Below are 18,331 nucleotides of genomic sequence, written 5' to 3'. Positions count from 1 at the left end.
GTTGCATGACATCCCCGGGGCCAGCACACAAACCAGCAGTTCAGGCCGCTGCCGGCCTGCACTCGGGTGGCCTGGCTGAGGAGGCACGCGCAGCTGGCACCTGGGGAGTATCCGGCCCAGGCAGTCGCGCCGCAGATGGCCGCTGCGCAGAAGGCTCGGCCACGGGCAGCCCGCCTGCTGATAGCCGCGCTGCGCTACTGGACAGCTGGAAGCGGCATCTGCTGCTGCAACGTGGCCTGTCCGAACACACCGTGCGCGCTTATCTAGGGGACCTGACTGAACTACTTGGGTTCCTAGGCCTTGGTGCGGATGACGGCGAGCCGGTCAACTCAGCCCTGCGCACCCTAGATTTGGCAGACCTGCGCGCCTGGCTGGCCCAGCAAGCCGGCGACGGCGCCGCCCGCGCCTCCCTGGCCCGCCGCAGTGCCGCCATCCGCACCTTCTCCACCTGGGCCCACCGCCAAGGCCTGCTAGACACCGACGTGGCCGCTCGCCTGCGCAGCCCCCGCCCCGACAACCGCCTCCCCGCCGTGCTCTCAGCTGCCCAAGCCAAGGTCCTGCTGGAGGGGGCGCAGCAGGCAGTCGCAGAGGTGCAGCAGGCAGCGCAGGCCGGTGACCTCCAGCCCGCCGAGGCCGAACGCAAGCAGGCGCTCGCGGCCCGGGACCTAGCCATCCTGGAATTGCTGTACGCCACCGCAGTGCGCGTCTCAGAGCTAACCGGATTGGACCTAAACGACCTCAACCGACGCGAAGGCACCGTGCGCGTCCTAGGCAAGGGGAACAAAGAACGCACCGTGCCATACGGCCAGCCCGCCTCCCGCGCTTTGGAGGAGTACCTGCGCCTGCGCCCAGCCCTGCTGGCAACCAGGCAGGACGCCCTGTTCTTGGGGGCTCGCGGTGGCCGCATGGACTCCCGCGCCGTGCGCACCCTGGTCCACCAGGCTGCCCAGCGCGCAGGGGTACCAGACCTAGGGCCGCACGGGCTGCGCCACAGTGCCGCCACGCATGTGCTGGGGGGAGGAGCAGATTTGCGCACCGTCCAGGAGATGCTGGGGCACGCCTCTTTGGCCACCACCCAGCGCTACACCCATGTGACACCGGAGCGACTGCGCAGCGTCTACGCCCAGGCCTTCCCACGCGCATAGTCCCCTAAATGGGCGGCATACCAAGCCCCTTGCGGAACCACATCTACGCATGCGGCTTATGTCCATCCCGTGCGGCAGATGCGGGCGCCGTTAAAGGACTTCTTGATTAGTGTTTTTAACTGGTCAACATCCCTGATCACCTCTCGGTCCTGCTCACAAAGAAGTGAGCAGGACCGATACCGTTTTCCGGCCCCAGCAGTGCTCTCATAAGCCTCATCTCAGTGGCTTTAGGCGGATCACTGCCGGTCGCAGCAGTCGCAAGGGATCCACGTAGCTGCGTCGCCCCGTGCGAGCGCCCCAGTGCAGCGCATCCACGCCATCTGCCCGATGCCCGGCTAGCAAAGTCCCCAGTACCTGCCCGCGCGTCACTGGCTGCCCGGCCTCCACCTGGGCCGCCACCGGTTCATAGGTGGTGCGGATCCCATCCGCATGGTCCACCGAGACCACCGGTCTGCCCGCCACCATTCCCACAAAGGCCACAACGCCGTCGCCCGCGCAACGCACCGGCGAGCCCGCCGCCAGGGCTAAGTCCACCCCGCGATGCCCGGCACCCCAGACCACCGCCGGCGGGTCAAAACGCTGCAGCACCGGCGCGGGCCCCGGCGTCGGCCAGTCATAGCGTGACCGCACAGACGGCGCTGCCTGCACTACAGCAGGCGTTGCAGCCAGTTGGGGAGTAACCGCCGACGGCGCAGCCGCTGCAGGGAGTGCTGCCAGGAGCACAGCTAGCGCTAAACCAGAGGCCGCAGCATGCCAGCGCAGAGTCAGCTCTTGGGGGATAACAGGCAGGTACGGAGGCATAAATCAATGCTCCCGACGCAAACGGCCCCCACTGTCTTTAGTCACTGCTGGTGAGCAATATCCTGCATGGGGTCGCCCTGTGCAGCGCCCGAATCGCAGGCACCGGGTTCGCGCTACCCCGGTCACGGCCCCGCCCAACCCCACTCCTGCCCCTCCCAGTGACCAGTTCCATCCGTCATTCCGCCGATCCGCGGAGGTTTGAGCAGCCCGGCCTGTGGTAGCCTCACGCCTGCAGTTGTCTCAGATCTGCCTGCGGGTGGAGAAGAACGCTGACTTCGCGTGCTCGCTCCCGTCCTTTCGGGCGTCACAGTCATGGTCCCGCAACTGGCCCAAGCCAGGACCGGGTGGCTGTGCGTCGCGAGCACTAGGCCCCCGCTACCGTCCCCGTGACGGCATGGGGAATAACCACCCAAACCCGGGGTGCCGTGCGGTCTTAGACCGCCCGGAGTAACACCCCACGATATGACTGTGCGCCGAGCAACCTCTCGGCTCACACGGAAGGACCATCATGGCCGTCGTCACCATGCGCCAGCTGCTTGAGAGCGGTGTCCACTTCGGGCACCAGACCCGCCGCTGGAACCCCAAGATGAAGCGCTTCATTCTCACCGAGCGCAACGGCATCTACGTCATCGACCTGCAGCAGTCCGTTGAGGGCATCAACACCGCCTACGACTTCGTCAAGGAGACCGTCGCCCGCGGCGGCAACATCCTGTTCGTCGGCACCAAGAAGCAGGCCCAGGCCGCCGTGGCCGAGCAGGCCCAGCGCGTCGGCATGCCCTTCGTCAACCAGCGCTGGCTGGGCGGCATGCTCACCAACTTCTCCACCGTGCGCGCCCGCCTGGACCGCATGAAGGAGCTTGAGCAGCTTGACTTCGACGACGTGGCCGGCTCCGGCCACACCAAGAAGGAACTGCTGATGATGCGCCGCGAGAAGGACAAGCTGGTCAAGACCCTCGGTGGTATCCGTGACATGGCCAAGCTGCCCTCCGCCGTGTGGGTGGTTGACACCAAGAAAGAGCACCTGGCCATCGCCGAGGCCCACAAGCTCCGCATCCCCGTCATCGCCATCCTGGACACCAACTGCGACCCCGACGAGGTCACCTACGGCATCCCGGGCAACGACGATGCCATCCGCGCTGTCGAGCTGCTGACCCGCGTGATCGCTGACGCCGCCGCCGACGGTCTGCTCTCCCGCTCTGCTGGTCGCGGCCGCACCGGTGAGGAGGCCGAGGTCCCCGCTGAGCCGCTGCCTGAGTGGGAGGCTGAGCTCCTGGCTGGCGCTGAGACCCCCGCGGTTGAGGCCCCCGCTGCCGAGGCTCCTGCCGCTGAGGCCCCCGCTGCTGAGGCCGAGCAGGCCTGAGCTAGCAGACCACCAGACTGAAGCTGAGAATCCAGGAGAATCACATGGCGAACTACACCACCGCTGACATCAAGGCCCTGCGCGAGAAGACCGGCGCTGGCATGCTCGACGTCAAGAAGGCCCTCGACGAGGCCAATGGCGACACCGAGAAGGCCATCGAGATCATCCGCGTCAAGGGTCTGAAGGGCATCGCCAAGCGCGAGGGCCGCTCCGCCTCCGCCGGCCTGATCGCCGCCAAGGTTGTTGACGCTGCCGAGGGCCAGGTTGGCGTCCTCGTGGAGATCAACGCCGAGACCGACTTCGTGGCCAAGAACGAGAAGTTCATTGACTTCGCAAACCAGGTCCTGGCCGCCGCCGTCGAGTCCGGCGCCGAGTCCGCTGAGGCCCTGGCCGAGGTCAAGGTCGGCTCCGAGACCGTCAAGGACCTCACCGACGGCATGCAGGCCATCATCGGCGAGAAGATCGTCGTCCGCCGCGTCGGCCGCCTGGCCGCCCCGAAGGTCGAGCTTTACCTGCACCGCACCAACCCCGACCTGCCTGCGCAGGTGGCTGTGCTGCTGGGCACCGACGTCAAGGCCGCCGAGGTGGCTCACGACGTCGCCATGCACGTGGCCGCCTACTCCCCGCTGTACCTCACCCGTGAGGACGCCCCTGCCGACGTCGTCGAGAAGGAGCGTGCAATTGCGGAGGAGACCACCCGCGCTGAGGGCAAGCCCGAGGCTGCGATCGCCAAGATCGTCGAGGGTCGCCTGGGTGGCTACTTCAAGGAGAACTGCCTGGTTGAGCAGGCCTTCGCCAAGGACCCCAAGACCACGGTCGGCAAGGTCGTTGAGGCCACCGGCGGCGCCGTCACCGGCTTCCTGCGCTTCCGCGTGGGCGCCTGAGCAGCAGCTGCACTGACCGGAACCCCCGTGAGCCGCGAGCCCACGGGGGTTCCGTGCACCCTACCCACAGCTTCAACTGGCCAGGCGGGTGCCCCGGAAACAGGTAGGCTCACCCCAGGCCCGCGTGCGCCTGCCAGACCCCGGCGGCCTGCAGCAGCGCCGGTCAAGCGACAGCTAGGAGAAAGAACCCCATGACTGACCAGTCCCCGGCCACCCCCGCCACCTCCCAGGACCGTCCCCGCCGCGTCCTGCTCAAGCTTTCCGGTGAGGTCTTTGGTGGGGGACAGGTGGGGCTGGACCCGGACGTTGTCTCAGATGCCGCCAAGCAGATCGCTCAGGCAGTCGCCCAGGGCGTGCAGGTCAGCGTGGTGGTTGGCGGCGGCAACTTCTTCCGTGGCGCCGAGCTGTCCCAGCGTGGCATGGCCCGCGCCCGCGCTGACTACATGGGCATGCTCGGCACCGTCATGAACGCCCTAGCTCTGCAAGACTTCATTGAGAAGGCTGGGGTGCCCGCCCGCGTTCAATCCGCCATCGCCATGACCCAGGTGGCCGAGCCCTACATCCCCCTCAAAGCCATCCGTCACATGGAGAAGGGGCGCGTAGTGGTCTTCGGAGCGGGTGCCGGACTGCCCTATTTCTCCACAGACACCGTCTCCGCGCAGCGCGCCCTAGAAACCCACTGTGACGAGTTGCTGGTTGGTAAGAACGGCGTCGACGGCGTTTACACGGCGGATCCGCGCAAGGATCCTAATGCTGAGTTGCTGACCCACCTGACCTACGAGCGGGCCCTGGCTGACGGCTTGAAGGTGGTGGATGCCGCCGCCTTCTCGCTGTGCCGGGACAACGGCCTGACCATGCGGGTCTTCGGTATGGGCGAGGGTGGCAATATCACCCGGGCCCTGCTAGGTGAGAAGATCGGCACATTGGTCACCAGCGACTGACCCTCCCGCCACCCAGCCAAGCACCCACAGAAAAAAGGAATCACGATGATCGACGACGTCATGCTCGAGGCCGAGGAGAAGATGGAGGCCGCTCTGGAGGCCGCCAAGCGTGAGATGGCCTCCATCCGCACCGGTCGCGCCAATCCCGCCATGTTCAACTCCATCATGGTGGACTACTACGGCGCCCCCACCCCCCTGCAGCAGCTCGCTAGTCTGACGATCCCCGAGGCCCGCACCGTAATCGTCAGCCCCTTTGACCGCTCCGCCATGAAGGCCATCACCACCGCTATCCGCGAGTCTGACCTGGGCGTTAACCCCACCGACGACGGCACTGTCATCCGTGTTTCTCTGCCCGCCCTCACTGAGGAACGCCGCAAGGACTACGTCAAGCTCGCCCGCAACCGCGCTGAGGACTCGCGCGTGCAGGTACGTGGTATCCGCGGCAAGTCCAAGAAGGAGCTGGAGGCCATTAAGAAGGACGGCGAAGCCGGTGAGGACGAGGTCAAGCGCGCTGAGACTGAGCTCGACGCCCTGACCAAGCGCTTCGTAGAGAAGATCGATGCCGCCCTGTCCGCCAAGGAGGCTGAGCTGCTTGAGGTGTGAGTGGGTGCTGCCCGCCCACCCGTCACCTCCCCGACCCGCACACCATGAGCCAAACTGAACCAGATTTTCTAACCCGGCTGCTGAACCCGCCGCCCACCCAAAACGCCCGCCCCCTGCCAGCCACAGGACGGGCTGGTCGCAACCTCCCCGCCGCGCTCGGGGTGTCGGCGGTGCTGATCTCAGTGCTGCTGGCATCGCTGCTGCTCAACAAGGCCCTGTTTGTAGTAGTGACAGTGCTTGCGATCTGTGCGGCGTTGTGGGAGCTAGCTGGGGCTTTTGCGGTGCACCGCATCCGTCTGCCGCTGGGACCGCTGTGGCTGGGAACCTTGGGGATTGCCGTAACCGCCTGGGATGTGGGAGCTGAGGCTGCTTTCGGCGCCTATATCGCGACCGTCGGGGCCTGCAGCCTGTGGACTTTCCTGGAGCAGGTGGAGGCAGAAACCGGCACCATGCTGGAGCGCCCGGATGTCGGCGTGCCGCGCACCTACGCCCACGACGATCACCGTCGCTCCCGCTCGGTAGCTACCTTCGCTGCCGTCTTTGCCGCCACCTATCTGCCTTTCCTAGCGGGTTTCGCAGTGCTGCTGTGCAGGCAGCACGACGGCGTCGGCAAGGTACTGCTGCTTATGGGGCTGGCTGTCGCTAATGACACCGGAGGCTGGCTGGCGGGCATCACCCTGGGGCGTCACCCCATGGCGCCGTCAGTCTCCCCAAAGAAGTCCTGGGAAGGCCTGGGTGGCTCCATGGCTGCAGCCATCGCCGGAGGGATCCTGGGGGTCTACCTGCTCGGGGGCGATTGGTGGGCTGGAGCTTTGCTAGGTGCAGGAATCGTCATCGTGTCTACCTTGGGTGACCTGGGGGAGTCCCTTATCAAACGTGACCTGGGACTGAAGGATATGGGCACGCTTCTGCCGGGCCACGGTGGTCTCCTGGATCGCCTGGACTCAATCCTGGTGGCCGCCCCGGTCGTCTACCTCTTCAGCCTGATCCTGCTGCCCTGAACCGAGCCAGTTCAGCTGCGGCCAGGATTCCCTTTGATGACCGCACTGTTAGCTCCGGGCCTGACGCAGCACTAAAAGGAGGATTCCGAGGCTAGCAACTACCTGAATGATTGGCATCCAGGGCACCTGCACCCCAAGCAGCAACATAAGTGTCGGCAAGGCGATTACGATGGCCGCATCTGGCCCCGCCAGCAGCGAATCGATCGTGCCTTGCGACACCACCCCAAAGGGGGTGGGGATGATGATGGACCAGTCCGCCGGGGCGCGCATACCTGAACGCACCGCCACCGCGCCCCAGCCGATTCCGGCAGCCAGCAGTAAGACCAACAGATCTAGCGCCTTGGCCTTAGGGGCCGGCACCGCAGACCAGAAACTCAGCCCTACCAACAGGTGCCAGGGCATCAGGAAGGCGGCTGGTATGAGCATATGACCCAGGCGCACCCACACCGGGGAGGTAGGCCACAGTTCATCCACCCCCGGGTCAAAGCAAGCGCGCCGCGCCGGGTCAGCTAGCACCAGCACCGTCAACCAACACAGCAACAGCCAGGCCAACAACCACCACAGGGGCCGCAAGGCTACCCAGGGTAGCGCTGTGGCAAGCACCGCGCTGCCGCCGGTGGCAGCCAGACGCCACGGCTGTCGGCGTAACAACAGCCAATCCGCCTGCGCCACCCCCAGTGTGCAGCGCAAAGCGGTGGGCAGGGGCACGGCCAGGCGCGACAAGCCCATGCCTGCCGGTCGACTAGGGGCTTTGAGCCGAGGCGCCAGAACTCTGCCTATCTCCCGGCTATCTAGAGCCAAGCCCGCTACTCGCAGGCTGAAAGCCTGACGGCTGGCAGCCAGCAGTGAACCGTCATCCACCTGTTCCGCGCGCTCCATCACGTAGCGCCAAGCTATTGATGCTGCCAGCAGCGCCAGCAGTCCCACACCACCCAGGCAGTAGGCACTCCACCACGCATGCGGACCAGCAACAGCACACAACAGGCAGATGGTCGCAGTTGCCACCAGCCCAAGGCGTATCCGAACCGTGCCCTGCCCATGAGCCCGTCCCTGCGCCTGGGCCGTCACCAATTGCAGCACCACCAGGAAAACCGTCCCAGTGCTCAGCAGGCTCAGCGACACGGCCATGGCCCAACCGCCACTAAGGGCCATAGCAGTCACCACGCTTGCCGCCACCGCCAGGGCACAGAGCAGCAGGCCCAGCCGCAGCGCAGTGGCAGCCAGCAGATTCCTGCGGGCGCCTGGCAGAGGCAGCCACCAGACGGTTTGTTCAAGCCGCAGGAACAGGGGGCCCAGACGGCGCAAAGCGCCACAGGAACCGGCAGCAATAACCAGGAAAGCAGCCGCCGTAAGCCACAGGGGGTCAGGGCTGAAGCCCAACTTCCAGGCCGCTGGAGCCGAATCCTGCGTGCCTGCAGTTGCCGAAGACAGACGAGGTATCACGATGGCCGCGGCTACCAGTGCGGCCAGCAGCGCCGTGTAGATATCCGTGAGGTCTTCACTGACTGTACGGCTTAGGCGCCGTCGCCGAAGCTGCGTTCGCCGCGTCCACTGGCGGACCTCCTCCAAGCTGACTGCGGCACCGAAATGAGGGGGATGCTGTGAGGTGGCAGCGGCACGAGACAAGCCACTCACCGCCGTCCCTCCTCAACCGCACGCACACCCTCAGCCGTGCTCAGCGGCACCGTCTGCTCACCCACCAGCAAGACGCTGGTAGCCACAGACTCCACCAACATGGGGTCGTGGCTGACCAGCAGCACTGCTCCACCAGCCTCACACTCAGCCACCAGACGCTCAGCCAAGGCCAGACGCATCGAGTGATCCAGACGCTGCTCTGGCTCATCCAGCACCAGCAGACTGCGAGGTCGCACCAGCACCGAGGCCAACACCAGACGGCGTCGCTGCCCGGAAGACAGTCGCTCCGGCAGCGCCTCAGCCAAAGCCTCCAAGCCCAGCTCCACCAAGGCCTCATCCACTATGGGGCCAGCGTTCCGCAGGCCATGCCCGAGGCAAACCAACTCCAGGTGCTCGCGCACGCTCAAGGCGGGGAAGAAAGCCTCCTCACCCAGATCCCGCGCTACGGCGGCGCGCAGCCAGCCCGAGCTCGGCCGGGGCGGCAAGCCCAAGAGCTGCACCTGGCCGCCTAGTGGCTTGAGCAGCCCGCAGCAAGTGCGAGCCAAGGTGGACTTCCCAGCACCATTAATCCCAACCAGCGCCAGCGCTTCCCCCGGGTCCAGGGTGAAAGTGGCCGGAGCGCACACCGGCTGATCTGAGTAACCAACCAGCAGCTCCTCAGCCTGAAGCACATGCTCGCCGGGCTCTAACTGTGCCGGAACTGGTAGCACCCGAGAATCACTCACGCCGCAATGCAAGCGCAGGGACTTAGGACTGTCATCGTTCTGCAGACCGATAAGTGCCCACTGACCTCACCCCCACAGAGGCGCCGATTTTGCTAGCCAAAGCCTGCCGGAGGTGTGTTGTTATTGATACCAAGGCAGAAAACCCGCGTCATGTAGAGGCAGACAGGCCTGCTTTGGCAGATTTGGGGTGGTCCGTGCGACAGTTGGGGCGGCGCAGTGGTGGCCGATCCGGGTAACCTCGTCTTGCACCCCCGTGCACCGCCCCACGCTCCCGGAAGGACAGCCCCCGTGACCCGCCCACCTATGACCCGCGGCAGCGGCAACCGGCCTCAGCCGGTCGTGCCACGCCGCGATTCGGCGCGCCGCGCCGTCGAGGTCCAGGTGCTGCCCACGGATCAGCCACCAGAGGGAGCCACCAGCCCAGACGCCCGTCCCCGCCTGTCCTTCGCGGTGCCGCCAGCCAAAGGCAAAGCCCCCCGCCACCTAGCAGACCTGGACCTGGCGGGGCGGAAAGCCGCCCTAAAGGAAGCTGGCCTGCAAGCCTTCCGCGCCGACCAGCTCTCCCGCCACTACTTCACGCATTTCACCCGTGAAGCCGAGCAGATGACTGACCTCCCCGCCAGCCAACGCGAGGCCATGTGCGCTGAGATCCTGCCGGAGCTCATCCACGAGGTGCGCGCCCTGCGTGCTGACGGTGGCCGCACCATCAAGCACCTGTGGGAATTGCACGACGGCGTCCGTGTGGAGTCCGTGCTCATGCGCTACCAGGACCGCACCACCCTGTGCGTCTCCTCCCAGGCAGGCTGCGGCATGGCCTGCCCCTTCTGTGCCACCGGGCAGATGGGGCTAACCCGCAACCTGTCCACCGCAGAGATCGTGGAGCAGGTGCGTCACGCCGCACTGGTCTCTGCCGCGGGGGAACTGGTCGGTGGTCCCGCCCGCCTGAGCAACGTCGTCTTCATGGGCATGGGCGAGCCCATGGTCAACTACAAGAATGTGGTGGCGGCCCTGCATCGGCTGATTGATCCCGCCCCGGAAGGCTTTGGGCTTTCCGCCCGGGCAATCACAGTCTCCACCGTGGGGCTGGTGCCCCTGATTAAAAAGCTGGCGGGGGAGGGGCTGCCAGTGACCCTGGCGGTTTCCCTGCACGCCCCCGACGACGAGTTGCGGGACGCCCTGATTCCCGTGAACTCCAAGTGGAAGGTTGGTGAGCTGTTGGACGCAGCCCACGAGTACTTCCGCGCAACCGGTCGGCGGGTGTCCATTGAATACGCCCTGATCAAGGACATGAACGACCACGCCTGGCGTGCTCAGCTCCTCGCAGATGAGTTGAACCGCCGCGGCCACGGGTGGGCCCACGTCAACCCCATCCCGTTGAATCCCACCCCCGGGTCAATCTGGACCTGCTCTGAGACAGCTGTGCAGGAGCGCTTCGTGCAGACCCTCAGGGACGCTGGGATCACGACGACGGTGCGCGACACCCGCGGCAGCGATATCGAGGGCGCCTGCGGTCAACTCGCCACCGAGGTACTGAATCAGGAGAAGGCAAGGACAGTCGTATGAGCCAAGACATGTTCCCCAGGACGAAGTTCCGGCGCCTGGGCTACCGGCCGGAGCAGGTCGATGGCTACTTCACCACCGCCCACGAGATCTACGAGGCCGGTGAGCTCGAAGAGATGGACTCCGAAGGCGTGCGCACCGTGGCCTTCTCCGTGGTGCCCGGCGGATACGACCCGGTGGCGGTGGACTCCGCCCTGGACCGCCTGGAAGCCGCCTTCCTGCAGCGCCGCCGCGCCGACTTTGTGGCAGAACACGGCCGCAAGGCCTGGATGGACCGCGTAGCCCAACTAGCCACCACCCTCTACCCGCGCCTGCTGCGCCCCGCCGGGAAGCGCTTTGCCCCGGCGCGCGGCAAGGGCTACTTGGTTTCAGAGGTGGATGACTTCATGGACCGCGTGGCCGCCTACTTCGACTCCGCTGCCTCCCTATCTTCCGCCGAGGCCCGCACCATCACCTTCCGGGCGGGGCGCGGCCACAAGGGCTACGACGAGCAGAGCGTGGACCGCTACCTTGCGCGCGTCGTCGAGGTGCTTCTCAGCGTCGAGTGAGATCCTCCCACCCGTGAGCACAACCCCCCATAACCCCCACGCCGGGCAAGCAACCGGCCCCGGCTCCCTGGTGATCCTGGGGTCCACCGGTTCTATCGGCACCCAGGCCCTAGAGGTCCTAAACCGGCTCGCCCAGGACGACCTAGCGCCCCAGGTGGTAGGTCTGGCCGCTGGAGGCAGTCGCGCCGAACTGATTGCGCAGCAGGCCCACAGCTACCAGGTCCCCTTCTTGGCCCTGGCTGATCCCGCAGCTAAGGCGCCTGTAGAGGCTGCCCTCAAGGCTCTGGCGGAGCGCAGCGGCCAGCCCAGCCCGGTCAAACAGGTGCTGAGCGGTCCGGGCGCCGCCACCGAGCTGGTTTCTGTCACCGGGGTGGGCCCAGGCGACACCGTCCTCAACGGCATCACCGGCTCCGTGGGCCTCCTACCCACTCTGGCCGCCCTGCGCTCCGGGGCCTGCCTAGCTCTGGCCAACAAAGAGTCACTGGTGGTTGGTGGCGCCCTAGTCAAAGCTGCCTTGCATCACCCCGGCCAGGTAGTGCCGGTGGACTCCGAGCACTCCGCCATCGCCCAGGCGCTCCTTTCGGGCAAGCACCAACGCGGCCTAAGTAGCCCCGTCGTCACTGGGGATACCGAGGTACGCCGTTTGGTCCTGACCGCTTCCGGTGGCCCCTTCCGCGGCCGCCACCTAGAAGAACTCGCTGAGGTCACCGCTGCCCAAGCCCTGGCTCACCCCACCTGGGCCATGGGGCCAGTGGTCACCGTCAACTCCTCCACCCTCATCAACAAAGGACTGGAGTTGATTGAGGCGCATCTGCTCTTTGACATCCCCCCGGAGGACATCGCCGTCGTCGTCCACCCCCAGTCCGTGATCCACTCGATGGTGGAGTTCCGCGACGGCGCCACCATAGCTCAAGTCAGCCCACCGGATATGCGCCTGCCCATCGCCCTGGGCCTGACCTGGCCGCGCCGCCCTGACCTATCCGGCCTGGTCACCCCCAATGACTGGTCTAAGCCTCTGTCCTGGGACTTTGAACCATTAGATAACGCCACCTTTCCCGCCGTCGGCTTGGCACGCCACGCCGTGGCCACCTCCGCCACCCACCCGGCAGTGCTCAACGCCGCCAATGAGCAGGCCGTGGCCGCCTTCCTGGATGGGCGGCTGCGCTGGGTGGATATCGTCAAGGTGGACGCGGCTGTCGTAGAGTCGCACCCGGGCCAGTCCAATCCCACACTGGAGGACGTGCTGGCTGCGGAGACCTGGGCGCGTGCACAGGCCGATGCGCTGATTTCCAAACTGAACTGACAGGAGCAGGCACCACATGAATTTGTACTACCTGCTGGGCATCCTGATCCTAGTGATCGGCCTGGCTGTCTCTGTGGCGCTGCACGAGTTGGGGCATATGATCCCCGCCAAGCTCTTTGGCGTGAAAGTCTCTGAGTACTTCATTGGCTTTGGTCCCAAAATCTGGTCCATCAAGCGCGGCGAGACCGAGTACGGGGTTAAAGCCCTGTGGCTTGGCGGATATGTGCGACTCCTAGGCATGCTGCCCCCGGCCCCGCCGGGTCGCCCAGATAAGCCCGGTTCTCTGGTGGCTGACTCTCGTAAGCAGGCCCTGTCTGAGCTGGGCCCGGAGGAGCAACACCGTGCCTTTTACCGCCTGAGCGTCCCTAAGAAGCTGGTGGTGATGGCTGGAGGCATTCTCACTAACCTGGCCCTGGGCATCATTGTGCTCAGCTTCGCTGTGGGGGTTATTGGCGTGCCTGGGCACACCAACACCCTCAGCTCGGTTAGCGAGTGCCTGAAGGCTGATCTGGCCGGCACCTCTGCCTGCTCCTCCGCTGACCCCATCTCCCCGGCAGCAGTTGCAGGTTTCCAGGTGGGGGATCAGGTGCTCTCTTGGGGGGGCCAGAGCGTTAGCAACTGGGCGCAGGTGCAGGAAGCCATCAAGGCTGGCGGGCTTGAGCCCACCCAGGTGGTGGTGCGCCGCGGCGGGGCTGAGCAGACCCTCACCGTCACGGCCACGCAGGTGCAGCGTCCCGTTCTTGACAAGTCCGGAAAGCCGATGGTTGACGCCTCCGGCAAGCCGGTTACTGAGCCACGACCCTATGTGGGAATCGGGCCGAGCCTTGGCAATATCCCCCAGCCTGCATCGGCGCTGCCCAGCACGATAGGCCAGGCGGTGGGCGGGACCCTTAAAGCCATCTTCTCCCTGCCGGTGGGTCTCTACCACGCGGTGGCCGCAGGCCTGGGGCTAGAGCAGCGCTCTACCGACGGCGTCATCGGACTGGTGGGTATTGGTCGCATTGCCGGTGAAGCAGCCAGCGCCGGCACCACCACCGGACCTACGGCTATCCCACTGTCTGTACGTGCCTTCTACATGCTTTCCCTGCTGGGCTCCCTGAATCTGGCCCTGTTCGCTTTTAACCTGATTCCGCTGTTGCCTCTCGACGGCGGGCATGTGGCTGGTGCCCTGTGGGAGGGCGTGCGACGGCGTCTGGCCCTGGCCCAGGGGCGGCCTGACCCCGGCCCGGTAGACACTGCGAAGATGCTGCCGGTGGGGCAAGTAGTTTTTGGCCTGCTGATCATCATGACCTTGGTGTTGGTGTGGGTAGACGTGGTGGCGCCGGTCTAAGGGGCGCTGCCAGCAGTGCCATACTGTGCCGGTGACTGAAGCGATCTCCCTTGGAATCCCCACCACGCGCGAGGAGCGTCCCGTCCTGGCGCCACGCAAGCCCACCCGCAAGGTGAAGGTTGGTGACCTCCACGTCGGCGGCGACGCACCGATCACGGTGCAGTCCATGACCACCACCAAGACCCATGACATCGGCGCCACCCTCCAGCAGATCGCAGAACTCACCGCCGCTGGCTGTGACATCGTGCGCGTGGCCTGCCCCACGGACAAGGACGCCGAGGCCCTGCCCATCATCGCCAAGCAGTCCCGCATCCCCGTGATCGCGGATATTCACTTCAAACCCAAGTACGTCTTCCAGGCCATCGCAGCCGGCTGCGGGGCCGTGCGCGTCAACCCCGGCAATATCCGCAAATTCGACGACCAGGTGGCCGACATCTGCAAGGCTGCCTCCGACGCTGGCGTCTCCCTACGCATTGGCGTCAACGCTGGCAGCCTAGACCCGCGCCTGCTCAAGAAGTACGGCAAAGCTACTCCGGAGGCCCTGGTGGAATCCGCCGTCTGGGAAGCCAGCCTGTTTGAGGAGTGTGGCTTCCACGACTTCAAGATCTCCGTGAAGCACCACGACGTCGTCACCATGGTGCAGGCCTACCGCCTCCTAGCAGAGAAAGGCGACTGGCCCCTGCACCTTGGCGTCACGGAGGCTGGCCCTGCCTTCCAGGGCACCATCAAGTCCTGCGCGGCCTTTGGCACTCTGCTGGCTGAGGGCATCGGAGACACCATCCGCGTGTCCCTGTCCGCCCCGCCGGTTGAGGAAGTCAAAGTAGGTACCAAACTCTTGGAGTTCATGGGGCTGCGCGAACGCAAGCTGGAGATCGTCTCCTGCCCCTCCTGTGGCCGCGCCCAGGTGGACGTATGGACCCTGGCCGCCCAGGTGGAAGAGGGCCTTAAAGACATTGAGGCGCCCTTGCGCGTCGCCGTCATGGGCTGCGTCGTGAACGGCCCCGGAGAAGCCCGCGAGGCGGATCTGGGCTGCGCCTCCGGCAACGGCAAAGGCCAGATCTTTGTGCGGGGGCAGGTCGTCCAGACTGTCCCCGAAGACCAAGTGGTGGAAACCCTCCTCAAGCACGCCCAAGAGATGGCGGAGAAACTGCGGGCGGAGTCCGGTGAGGCGGCCCTGGCCGGTTCCCACCCCGTGGTCCTCACTCCCGGCGCCTGAGGCGCACGGGGCGGATAGAGGATGCGGCGATGGGATTCCGCGAACGCCGCCTGACCGCCGTCGGCCCTGAACAAGCCTCAGGAATCCTGCGCCTGTGCGGGCAAGACCCAGTCATGGGCCTGCCCCTAGCGCAGCAGATCATGCGTTGGCGCCAGTGGGGGCGCGGCGACGTGGTGGTGCTGGGGCGCCCAGCAGCACCACGGGCAGCAGCCTGGGCCACCAACTCCCTAATGCCCTTTGGCCTGGCTACCCGCCCGGAACTTGGGCACACTGCCCTAAATAAAGCTGAGCTGCGCACGCTGGCTGAGCATGCGCGCCCACGATTAAGCCGCCGGGGCTCCGTAATGGGCCCGGATGTCGACGTGCAGACGGTGTGGCCGCAGCTACAGGACGCCGGTATGCGGGCCCTCGCAGAACGTTGGAATCAGCCGCTGCTGCTGGCACCTGAGCCGGTCGAGCTACGCACCTTGCTAGATCAACTCCTGCGCGAGCGTCCCAACTTGGCCCCGGTGGCCGCCGCCCTGCGACCGGCCGCCCCGGGGGAGGAGGAGATCGTCCTGCCCGCCTCAGTGGAGATGTTCATCCATGAGGTGGGCTATGACCCCCTGACCAGCGGCGGGGCCTACGCCCGGCACGTTGGTGAACTGGTGCGCATGGGCCGCAGCTACATAGTCCTCGACGACGGCGCCGGCCAGCCGGTTCCGCCCGGCACCCCCGGCGCCCAGGTGGCCTTTAAAGCCGACCTGGGTTGCCTGTGGCAACGGCCGCCAGACTGGTGGCGCGGAGGAGTTGGGCAGGTCACCGGCGTGTGGACTCGCCCTGACCTGCGGGGCCGGGGCATTGCCGCCGTCGCCTTAGCTCGGATGGTGGAGCGAGTGCGCGCGGAGCACCTGGATGGCTGGGGGCAAGTGAGCCTATACGCCAACGCCTTCAACACCGCTGCGCTAGGCCTCTACGACCGGCTGGGTTTCACCCGGCACGGCACCTTTGCCACCGTGCTGCTCTAGCGGCCCACCCCTAGAGCCCATCCAAGTTTGCGGTTTCCCACCTTGCGGGGCACTGCGGCCACAGCAGTCGCGCAAGGCGCAGCTCTTGCCGGGCGCGGTTGCTGGGCCTTATCGCCTCACGGCGACGACGGCGCCGCGCGCACCCGTAGGCAGCTCAACCACCACCGCATCGCCGTCGGATAGATGATGGCCTCGGCGGGTCTCCCCCTCACCATTAACCGTCACATCCCCAGACTGGATAGCCACACGCGCCTCCGCGCCATCCTCCACCAGTCCTGCCAGTTTGAGGAACTGCCCCAGTTTGATCGCCCCACTGACCTCAATGACTGGCAGGGAAGGCTGACGCTGTTGCTTGGTGCTCACCTGCACATCATGGCAGGCGCGCAGGCCGGTGCGCTAAGCACGTAGGATCATCCCCGTGCTTCAGCGAATGTCTAACGCCTTTATCCGTACCCTCCGCGAGGACCCGGCCGACGCCGAGGTCGCCTCCCACAAGCTGCTGGTGCGCGCCGCCTACATCCGCCGCGCCGCCCCCGGTATCTACACCTGGTTGCCTCTGGGCCTAGCGACCCTGCGCAAAATCGAGGGAATTGTGCGTGAGGAGATGAACCGCATGGGTGCCCAGGAGGTCCACTTCCCAGCCCTCCTGCCCGCCGAGCCCTATAAGGCCACCAAGCGTTGGGACGAGTACGGCCCCACCCTGTTTAAACTCGCGGACCGCAAGGGCGGGGACTATCTGCTGGCCCCCACCCACGAGGAGATGTTCACTCTCCTGGTAAAGGACATGTACTCCTCCTACAAGGACCTACCCCTGTCCATCTACCAGATTCAGACCAAGTACCGTGACGAGGCCCGCCCCCGCGCCGGCGTGATCCGCGGCCGCGAGTTCGTCATGAAAGACTCCTACTCCTTTGACATGGACGAGGCGGGCCTGGAGGCCTCCTACCAGGCTCACCGTGCTGCCTATGAGCGCATCTTTACTCGCCTGGGCCTGGAGTACCTGCCCGTAAACGCTATGGCCGGTGCCATGGGAGGCTCACACTCCGAAGAGTTCCTCCACCCTTCACCCATCGGTGAGGACACCTTTGTGCGTTCCGCCGGTGGCTACGCTGCCAATGCGGAGGCCGTAACCACGCCTGTGCCTCCCGCCGTGGACGCCTCCAATGAGCCCGCCGCCCAGGTGGTAGACACCCCGGATTGCCCTACCATCGACTCCCTGGTGGCCTTGCTTAATGAGCGCTTCCCTCGTGAGGACCGCCCCTGGACCGCCGCCGACACGCTCAAAAACATCGTCGTTACCCTCACCCACCCGGACGGTTCCAAAGAGCTGCTGGTGGTGGGTGTGCCCGGTGACCGCGACGTAGATATGAAGCGCCTGGAGGCCGCCGTCGCCCCCGCTGAGGTGGAGATGGCCGCCGACGAGGACTTCGCTCCTCATCCTGAGCTGGTGCGCGGCTACATCGGCCCCACCGCCATTGGTCCGAACGCCCCCGCTCGCCGCGTGGAGCAGGACGAGCAGGGCCAGGAGATCCTCACTGGCTCTGTCCGCTACCTGCTGGACCCCCGCATTGTGGATGGCACTAGCTGGGTTGCCGGCGCCAATGCCCCGCAGCAGCACGTGCTGCATCTAGTTAAGGGCCGCGATTTTGAGGCAGATGGCACCGTTGAGGCCGCCGAGGTGCGGGCCGGTGACCCCGCCCCCGATGGTTCCGGCCCCCTGGAACTCGCTCGCGGCATTGAGGTGGGCCATATCTTTGCTTTGGGCCGCAAGTACTCAGAGTCTCTGGGACTGACCGTCTTGGATGAGAACGGTAAGTCCCGCGTGGTCACCATGGGTTCCTACGGCATCGGCGTCTCCCGTGTGATGGCCGCCTTGGCGGAGGCTTATCACGACGACGCCGGTCTGGCCTGGCCTATCCAGGTGGCTCCCTTCCACGTGCAAGTGCTAGCCACCGGCAAGGAGAACGCCGTCTTTGACGCTGCCGTGGCCTTGGCTGCTGCTTTGGACGCGGAGGGCTTTGAGGTCCTGTACGACGACCGCCGGAAGGTCTCTGCGGGAGTCAAATTCGCTGACGCCGAGCTGCTGGGCGTGCCCTACACCGTGGTGGTGGGCCGTGACCTGGCCAAGGAGGGCACTGTGGAACTCCGTGACCGCCGCAGCGGTGAGCGTCGCAGCATTCCTGTGGCTGAGGCCGCCCAGGAACTGGCAACAGTGCTGCGCAGCGCCCTAGCTAAGGCCGCCGCACTCGCCTGAGCCTTACCTGGTGGCCTG

17 protein-coding genes are annotated in these 18,331 nt (G+C 65.9%); 13 read left to right on the top strand and 4 right to left on the bottom strand.

Annotation, left to right across the window (positions count from 1 at the left end; all coding sequences use genetic code 11):
- The first annotated feature begins 5 nt into the window (after positions 1-5).
- Positions 6-1,145: a tyrosine recombinase XerC gene (locus DR039_RS01465; RefSeq protein WP_111835623.1), complete on the top strand. Its 1,140-nt coding sequence runs from the start codon at positions 6-8 to the stop codon at positions 1,143-1,145.
- A gap of 213 nt (positions 1,146-1,358) precedes the next feature.
- Here the strand turns inward: DR039_RS01465 and DR039_RS01460 are convergent, their stop codons facing one another.
- Entirely contained in the window at positions 1,359-1,946 is a 588-nt protein-coding gene (locus tag DR039_RS01460; protein ID WP_111835622.1) for a M23 family metallopeptidase, read from the bottom strand.
- 508 nt (positions 1,947-2,454) lie between these two features.
- Here DR039_RS01460 and rpsB point away from each other — a divergent pair.
- From rpsB to DR039_RS01435, 5 genes are all read left to right on the top strand, one after another.
- The gene (gene rpsB, locus DR039_RS01455; RefSeq protein WP_111835621.1) at positions 2,455-3,306 is read left to right on the top strand and encodes a 30S ribosomal protein S2; all 852 of its coding nucleotides are present in this window, start codon (positions 2,455-2,457) and stop codon (positions 3,304-3,306) included.
- Between the two features lie 44 nt (positions 3,307-3,350).
- Positions 3,351-4,190 (top strand): translation elongation factor Ts, encoded by an 840-nt coding sequence (gene tsf / locus DR039_RS01450; RefSeq protein WP_111835620.1) that lies wholly within the window; start codon positions 3,351-3,353, stop codon positions 4,188-4,190.
- 191 nt (positions 4,191-4,381) lie between these two features.
- Positions 4,382-5,131 (top strand): UMP kinase, encoded by a 750-nt coding sequence (pyrH, locus tag DR039_RS01445; protein WP_111835619.1) that lies wholly within the window; start codon positions 4,382-4,384, stop codon positions 5,129-5,131.
- 45 nt (positions 5,132-5,176) lie between these two features.
- Positions 5,177-5,734, top strand: coding sequence for a ribosome recycling factor (frr, locus tag DR039_RS01440; RefSeq protein WP_111835618.1), 558 nt, complete (start codon positions 5,177-5,179; stop codon positions 5,732-5,734).
- Positions 5,735-5,778: 44 nt separating this feature from the next.
- Positions 5,779-6,735 carry a phosphatidate cytidylyltransferase gene (locus DR039_RS01435; RefSeq protein ID WP_111835994.1) on the top strand — a complete coding sequence of 319 codons (957 nt, stop codon included), beginning with the start codon at positions 5,779-5,781 and terminating at the stop codon, positions 6,733-6,735.
- A 48-nt stretch (positions 6,736-6,783) separates the two neighbouring features.
- On the opposite strand, the gene DR039_RS01430 is transcribed toward DR039_RS01435, so the two are convergent.
- Positions 6,784-8,370: a DUF6297 family protein gene (locus DR039_RS01430; protein ID WP_111835617.1), complete on the bottom strand. Its 1,587-nt coding sequence runs from the start codon at positions 8,368-8,370 to the stop codon at positions 6,784-6,786.
- A complete protein-coding gene (locus DR039_RS01425; protein ID WP_111835616.1) occupies positions 8,367-9,095 on the bottom strand; it encodes an ABC transporter ATP-binding protein in 729 nt (242 codons plus the stop codon). Before DR039_RS01425 ends, DR039_RS01430 begins: the two co-directional genes overlap by 4 nt.
- A gap of 303 nt (positions 9,096-9,398) precedes the next feature.
- On the opposite strand from DR039_RS01425, the gene rlmN reads away from it, so the two are divergent.
- Genes rlmN through DR039_RS01395 form a run of 6 tightly spaced genes read left to right on the top strand, consistent with a single transcriptional unit; the run spans position 9,399 to position 16,059 of the window.
- Positions 9,399-10,658 (top strand): 23S rRNA (adenine(2503)-C(2))-methyltransferase RlmN, encoded by a 1,260-nt coding sequence (gene rlmN / locus DR039_RS01420; RefSeq protein WP_111835615.1) that lies wholly within the window; start codon positions 9,399-9,401, stop codon positions 10,656-10,658.
- Complete coding sequence (locus DR039_RS01415; protein ID WP_229116730.1) at positions 10,655-11,203, top strand: DivIVA domain-containing protein; 549 nt, start codon at positions 10,655-10,657, stop codon at positions 11,201-11,203. Before rlmN ends, DR039_RS01415 begins: the two co-directional genes overlap by 4 nt.
- 13 nt (positions 11,204-11,216) lie before the next feature.
- On the top strand, positions 11,217-12,506 hold the full coding sequence (dxr, locus tag DR039_RS01410) for a 1-deoxy-D-xylulose-5-phosphate reductoisomerase (RefSeq protein ID WP_229116729.1): 1,290 nt from the start codon (positions 11,217-11,219) through the stop codon (positions 12,504-12,506).
- Between the two features lie 16 nt (positions 12,507-12,522).
- Positions 12,523-13,836, top strand: a complete 1,314-nt coding sequence (locus tag DR039_RS01405) for a M50 family metallopeptidase (protein ID WP_111835613.1) — start codon at positions 12,523-12,525, stop codon at positions 13,834-13,836.
- Between the two features lie 31 nt (positions 13,837-13,867).
- Positions 13,868-15,052: a flavodoxin-dependent (E)-4-hydroxy-3-methylbut-2-enyl-diphosphate synthase gene (gene ispG / locus DR039_RS01400; RefSeq protein ID WP_111835992.1), complete on the top strand. Its 1,185-nt coding sequence runs from the start codon at positions 13,868-13,870 to the stop codon at positions 15,050-15,052.
- Positions 15,053-15,081: 29 nt separating this feature from the next.
- On the top strand, positions 15,082-16,059 hold the full coding sequence (locus tag DR039_RS01395; protein WP_111835612.1) for a GNAT family N-acetyltransferase: 978 nt from the start codon (positions 15,082-15,084) through the stop codon (positions 16,057-16,059).
- Between the two features lie 108 nt (positions 16,060-16,167).
- Here DR039_RS01395 and DR039_RS01390 read toward each other — a convergent pair whose 3' ends face one another.
- The gene (locus DR039_RS01390) at positions 16,168-16,422 is read right to left on the bottom strand and encodes an RNA-binding S4 domain-containing protein (protein WP_111835611.1); all 255 of its coding nucleotides are present in this window, start codon (positions 16,420-16,422) and stop codon (positions 16,168-16,170) included.
- 55 nt (positions 16,423-16,477) lie between these two features.
- On the opposite strand from DR039_RS01390, the gene DR039_RS01385 reads away from it, so the two are divergent.
- Positions 16,478-18,313 (top strand): proline--tRNA ligase, encoded by a 1,836-nt coding sequence (locus DR039_RS01385; RefSeq protein ID WP_111835610.1) that lies wholly within the window; start codon positions 16,478-16,480, stop codon positions 18,311-18,313.
- The last annotated feature ends 18 nt before the right edge of the window (positions 18,314-18,331 follow it).

The sequence above is a fragment of the Actinomyces bovis genome, assembly GCF_900444995.1.
In the GTDB taxonomy this organism is placed as follows: domain Bacteria; phylum Actinomycetota; class Actinomycetes; order Actinomycetales; family Actinomycetaceae; genus Actinomyces; species Actinomyces bovis.
Note: the sequence above shows the minus strand (reverse complement) of the source record. Positions and strands in the feature narration are given on the sequence as shown.

What these genes read in the sequence shown, in the direction of transcription:
- DR039_RS01465 (WP_111835623.1), top strand. Translation starts at nt 6, where the DNA reads ATGACATCCCCGGGGCCAGCACACAAACCAGCAGTTCAGGCCGCTGCC.
- DR039_RS01460 (WP_111835622.1), bottom strand. Translation starts at nt 1,946, where the DNA reads ATGCCTCCGTACCTGCCTGTTATCCCCCAAGAGCTGACTCTGCGCTGG.
- rpsB (WP_111835621.1), top strand. Translation starts at nt 2,455, where the DNA reads ATGGCCGTCGTCACCATGCGCCAGCTGCTTGAGAGCGGTGTCCACTTC.
- tsf (WP_111835620.1), top strand. Translation starts at nt 3,351, where the DNA reads ATGGCGAACTACACCACCGCTGACATCAAGGCCCTGCGCGAGAAGACC.
- pyrH (WP_111835619.1), top strand. Translation starts at nt 4,382, where the DNA reads ATGACTGACCAGTCCCCGGCCACCCCCGCCACCTCCCAGGACCGTCCC.
- frr (WP_111835618.1), top strand. Translation starts at nt 5,177, where the DNA reads ATGATCGACGACGTCATGCTCGAGGCCGAGGAGAAGATGGAGGCCGCT.
- DR039_RS01435 (WP_111835994.1), top strand. Translation starts at nt 5,779, where the DNA reads ATGAGCCAAACTGAACCAGATTTTCTAACCCGGCTGCTGAACCCGCCG.
- rlmN (WP_111835615.1), top strand. Translation starts at nt 9,399, where the DNA reads ATGACCCGCGGCAGCGGCAACCGGCCTCAGCCGGTCGTGCCACGCCGC.
- DR039_RS01415 (WP_229116730.1), top strand. Translation starts at nt 10,655, where the DNA reads ATGAGCCAAGACATGTTCCCCAGGACGAAGTTCCGGCGCCTGGGCTAC.
- DR039_RS01405 (WP_111835613.1), top strand. Translation starts at nt 12,523, where the DNA reads ATGAATTTGTACTACCTGCTGGGCATCCTGATCCTAGTGATCGGCCTG.
- DR039_RS01395 (WP_111835612.1), top strand. Translation starts at nt 15,082, where the DNA reads ATGGGATTCCGCGAACGCCGCCTGACCGCCGTCGGCCCTGAACAAGCC.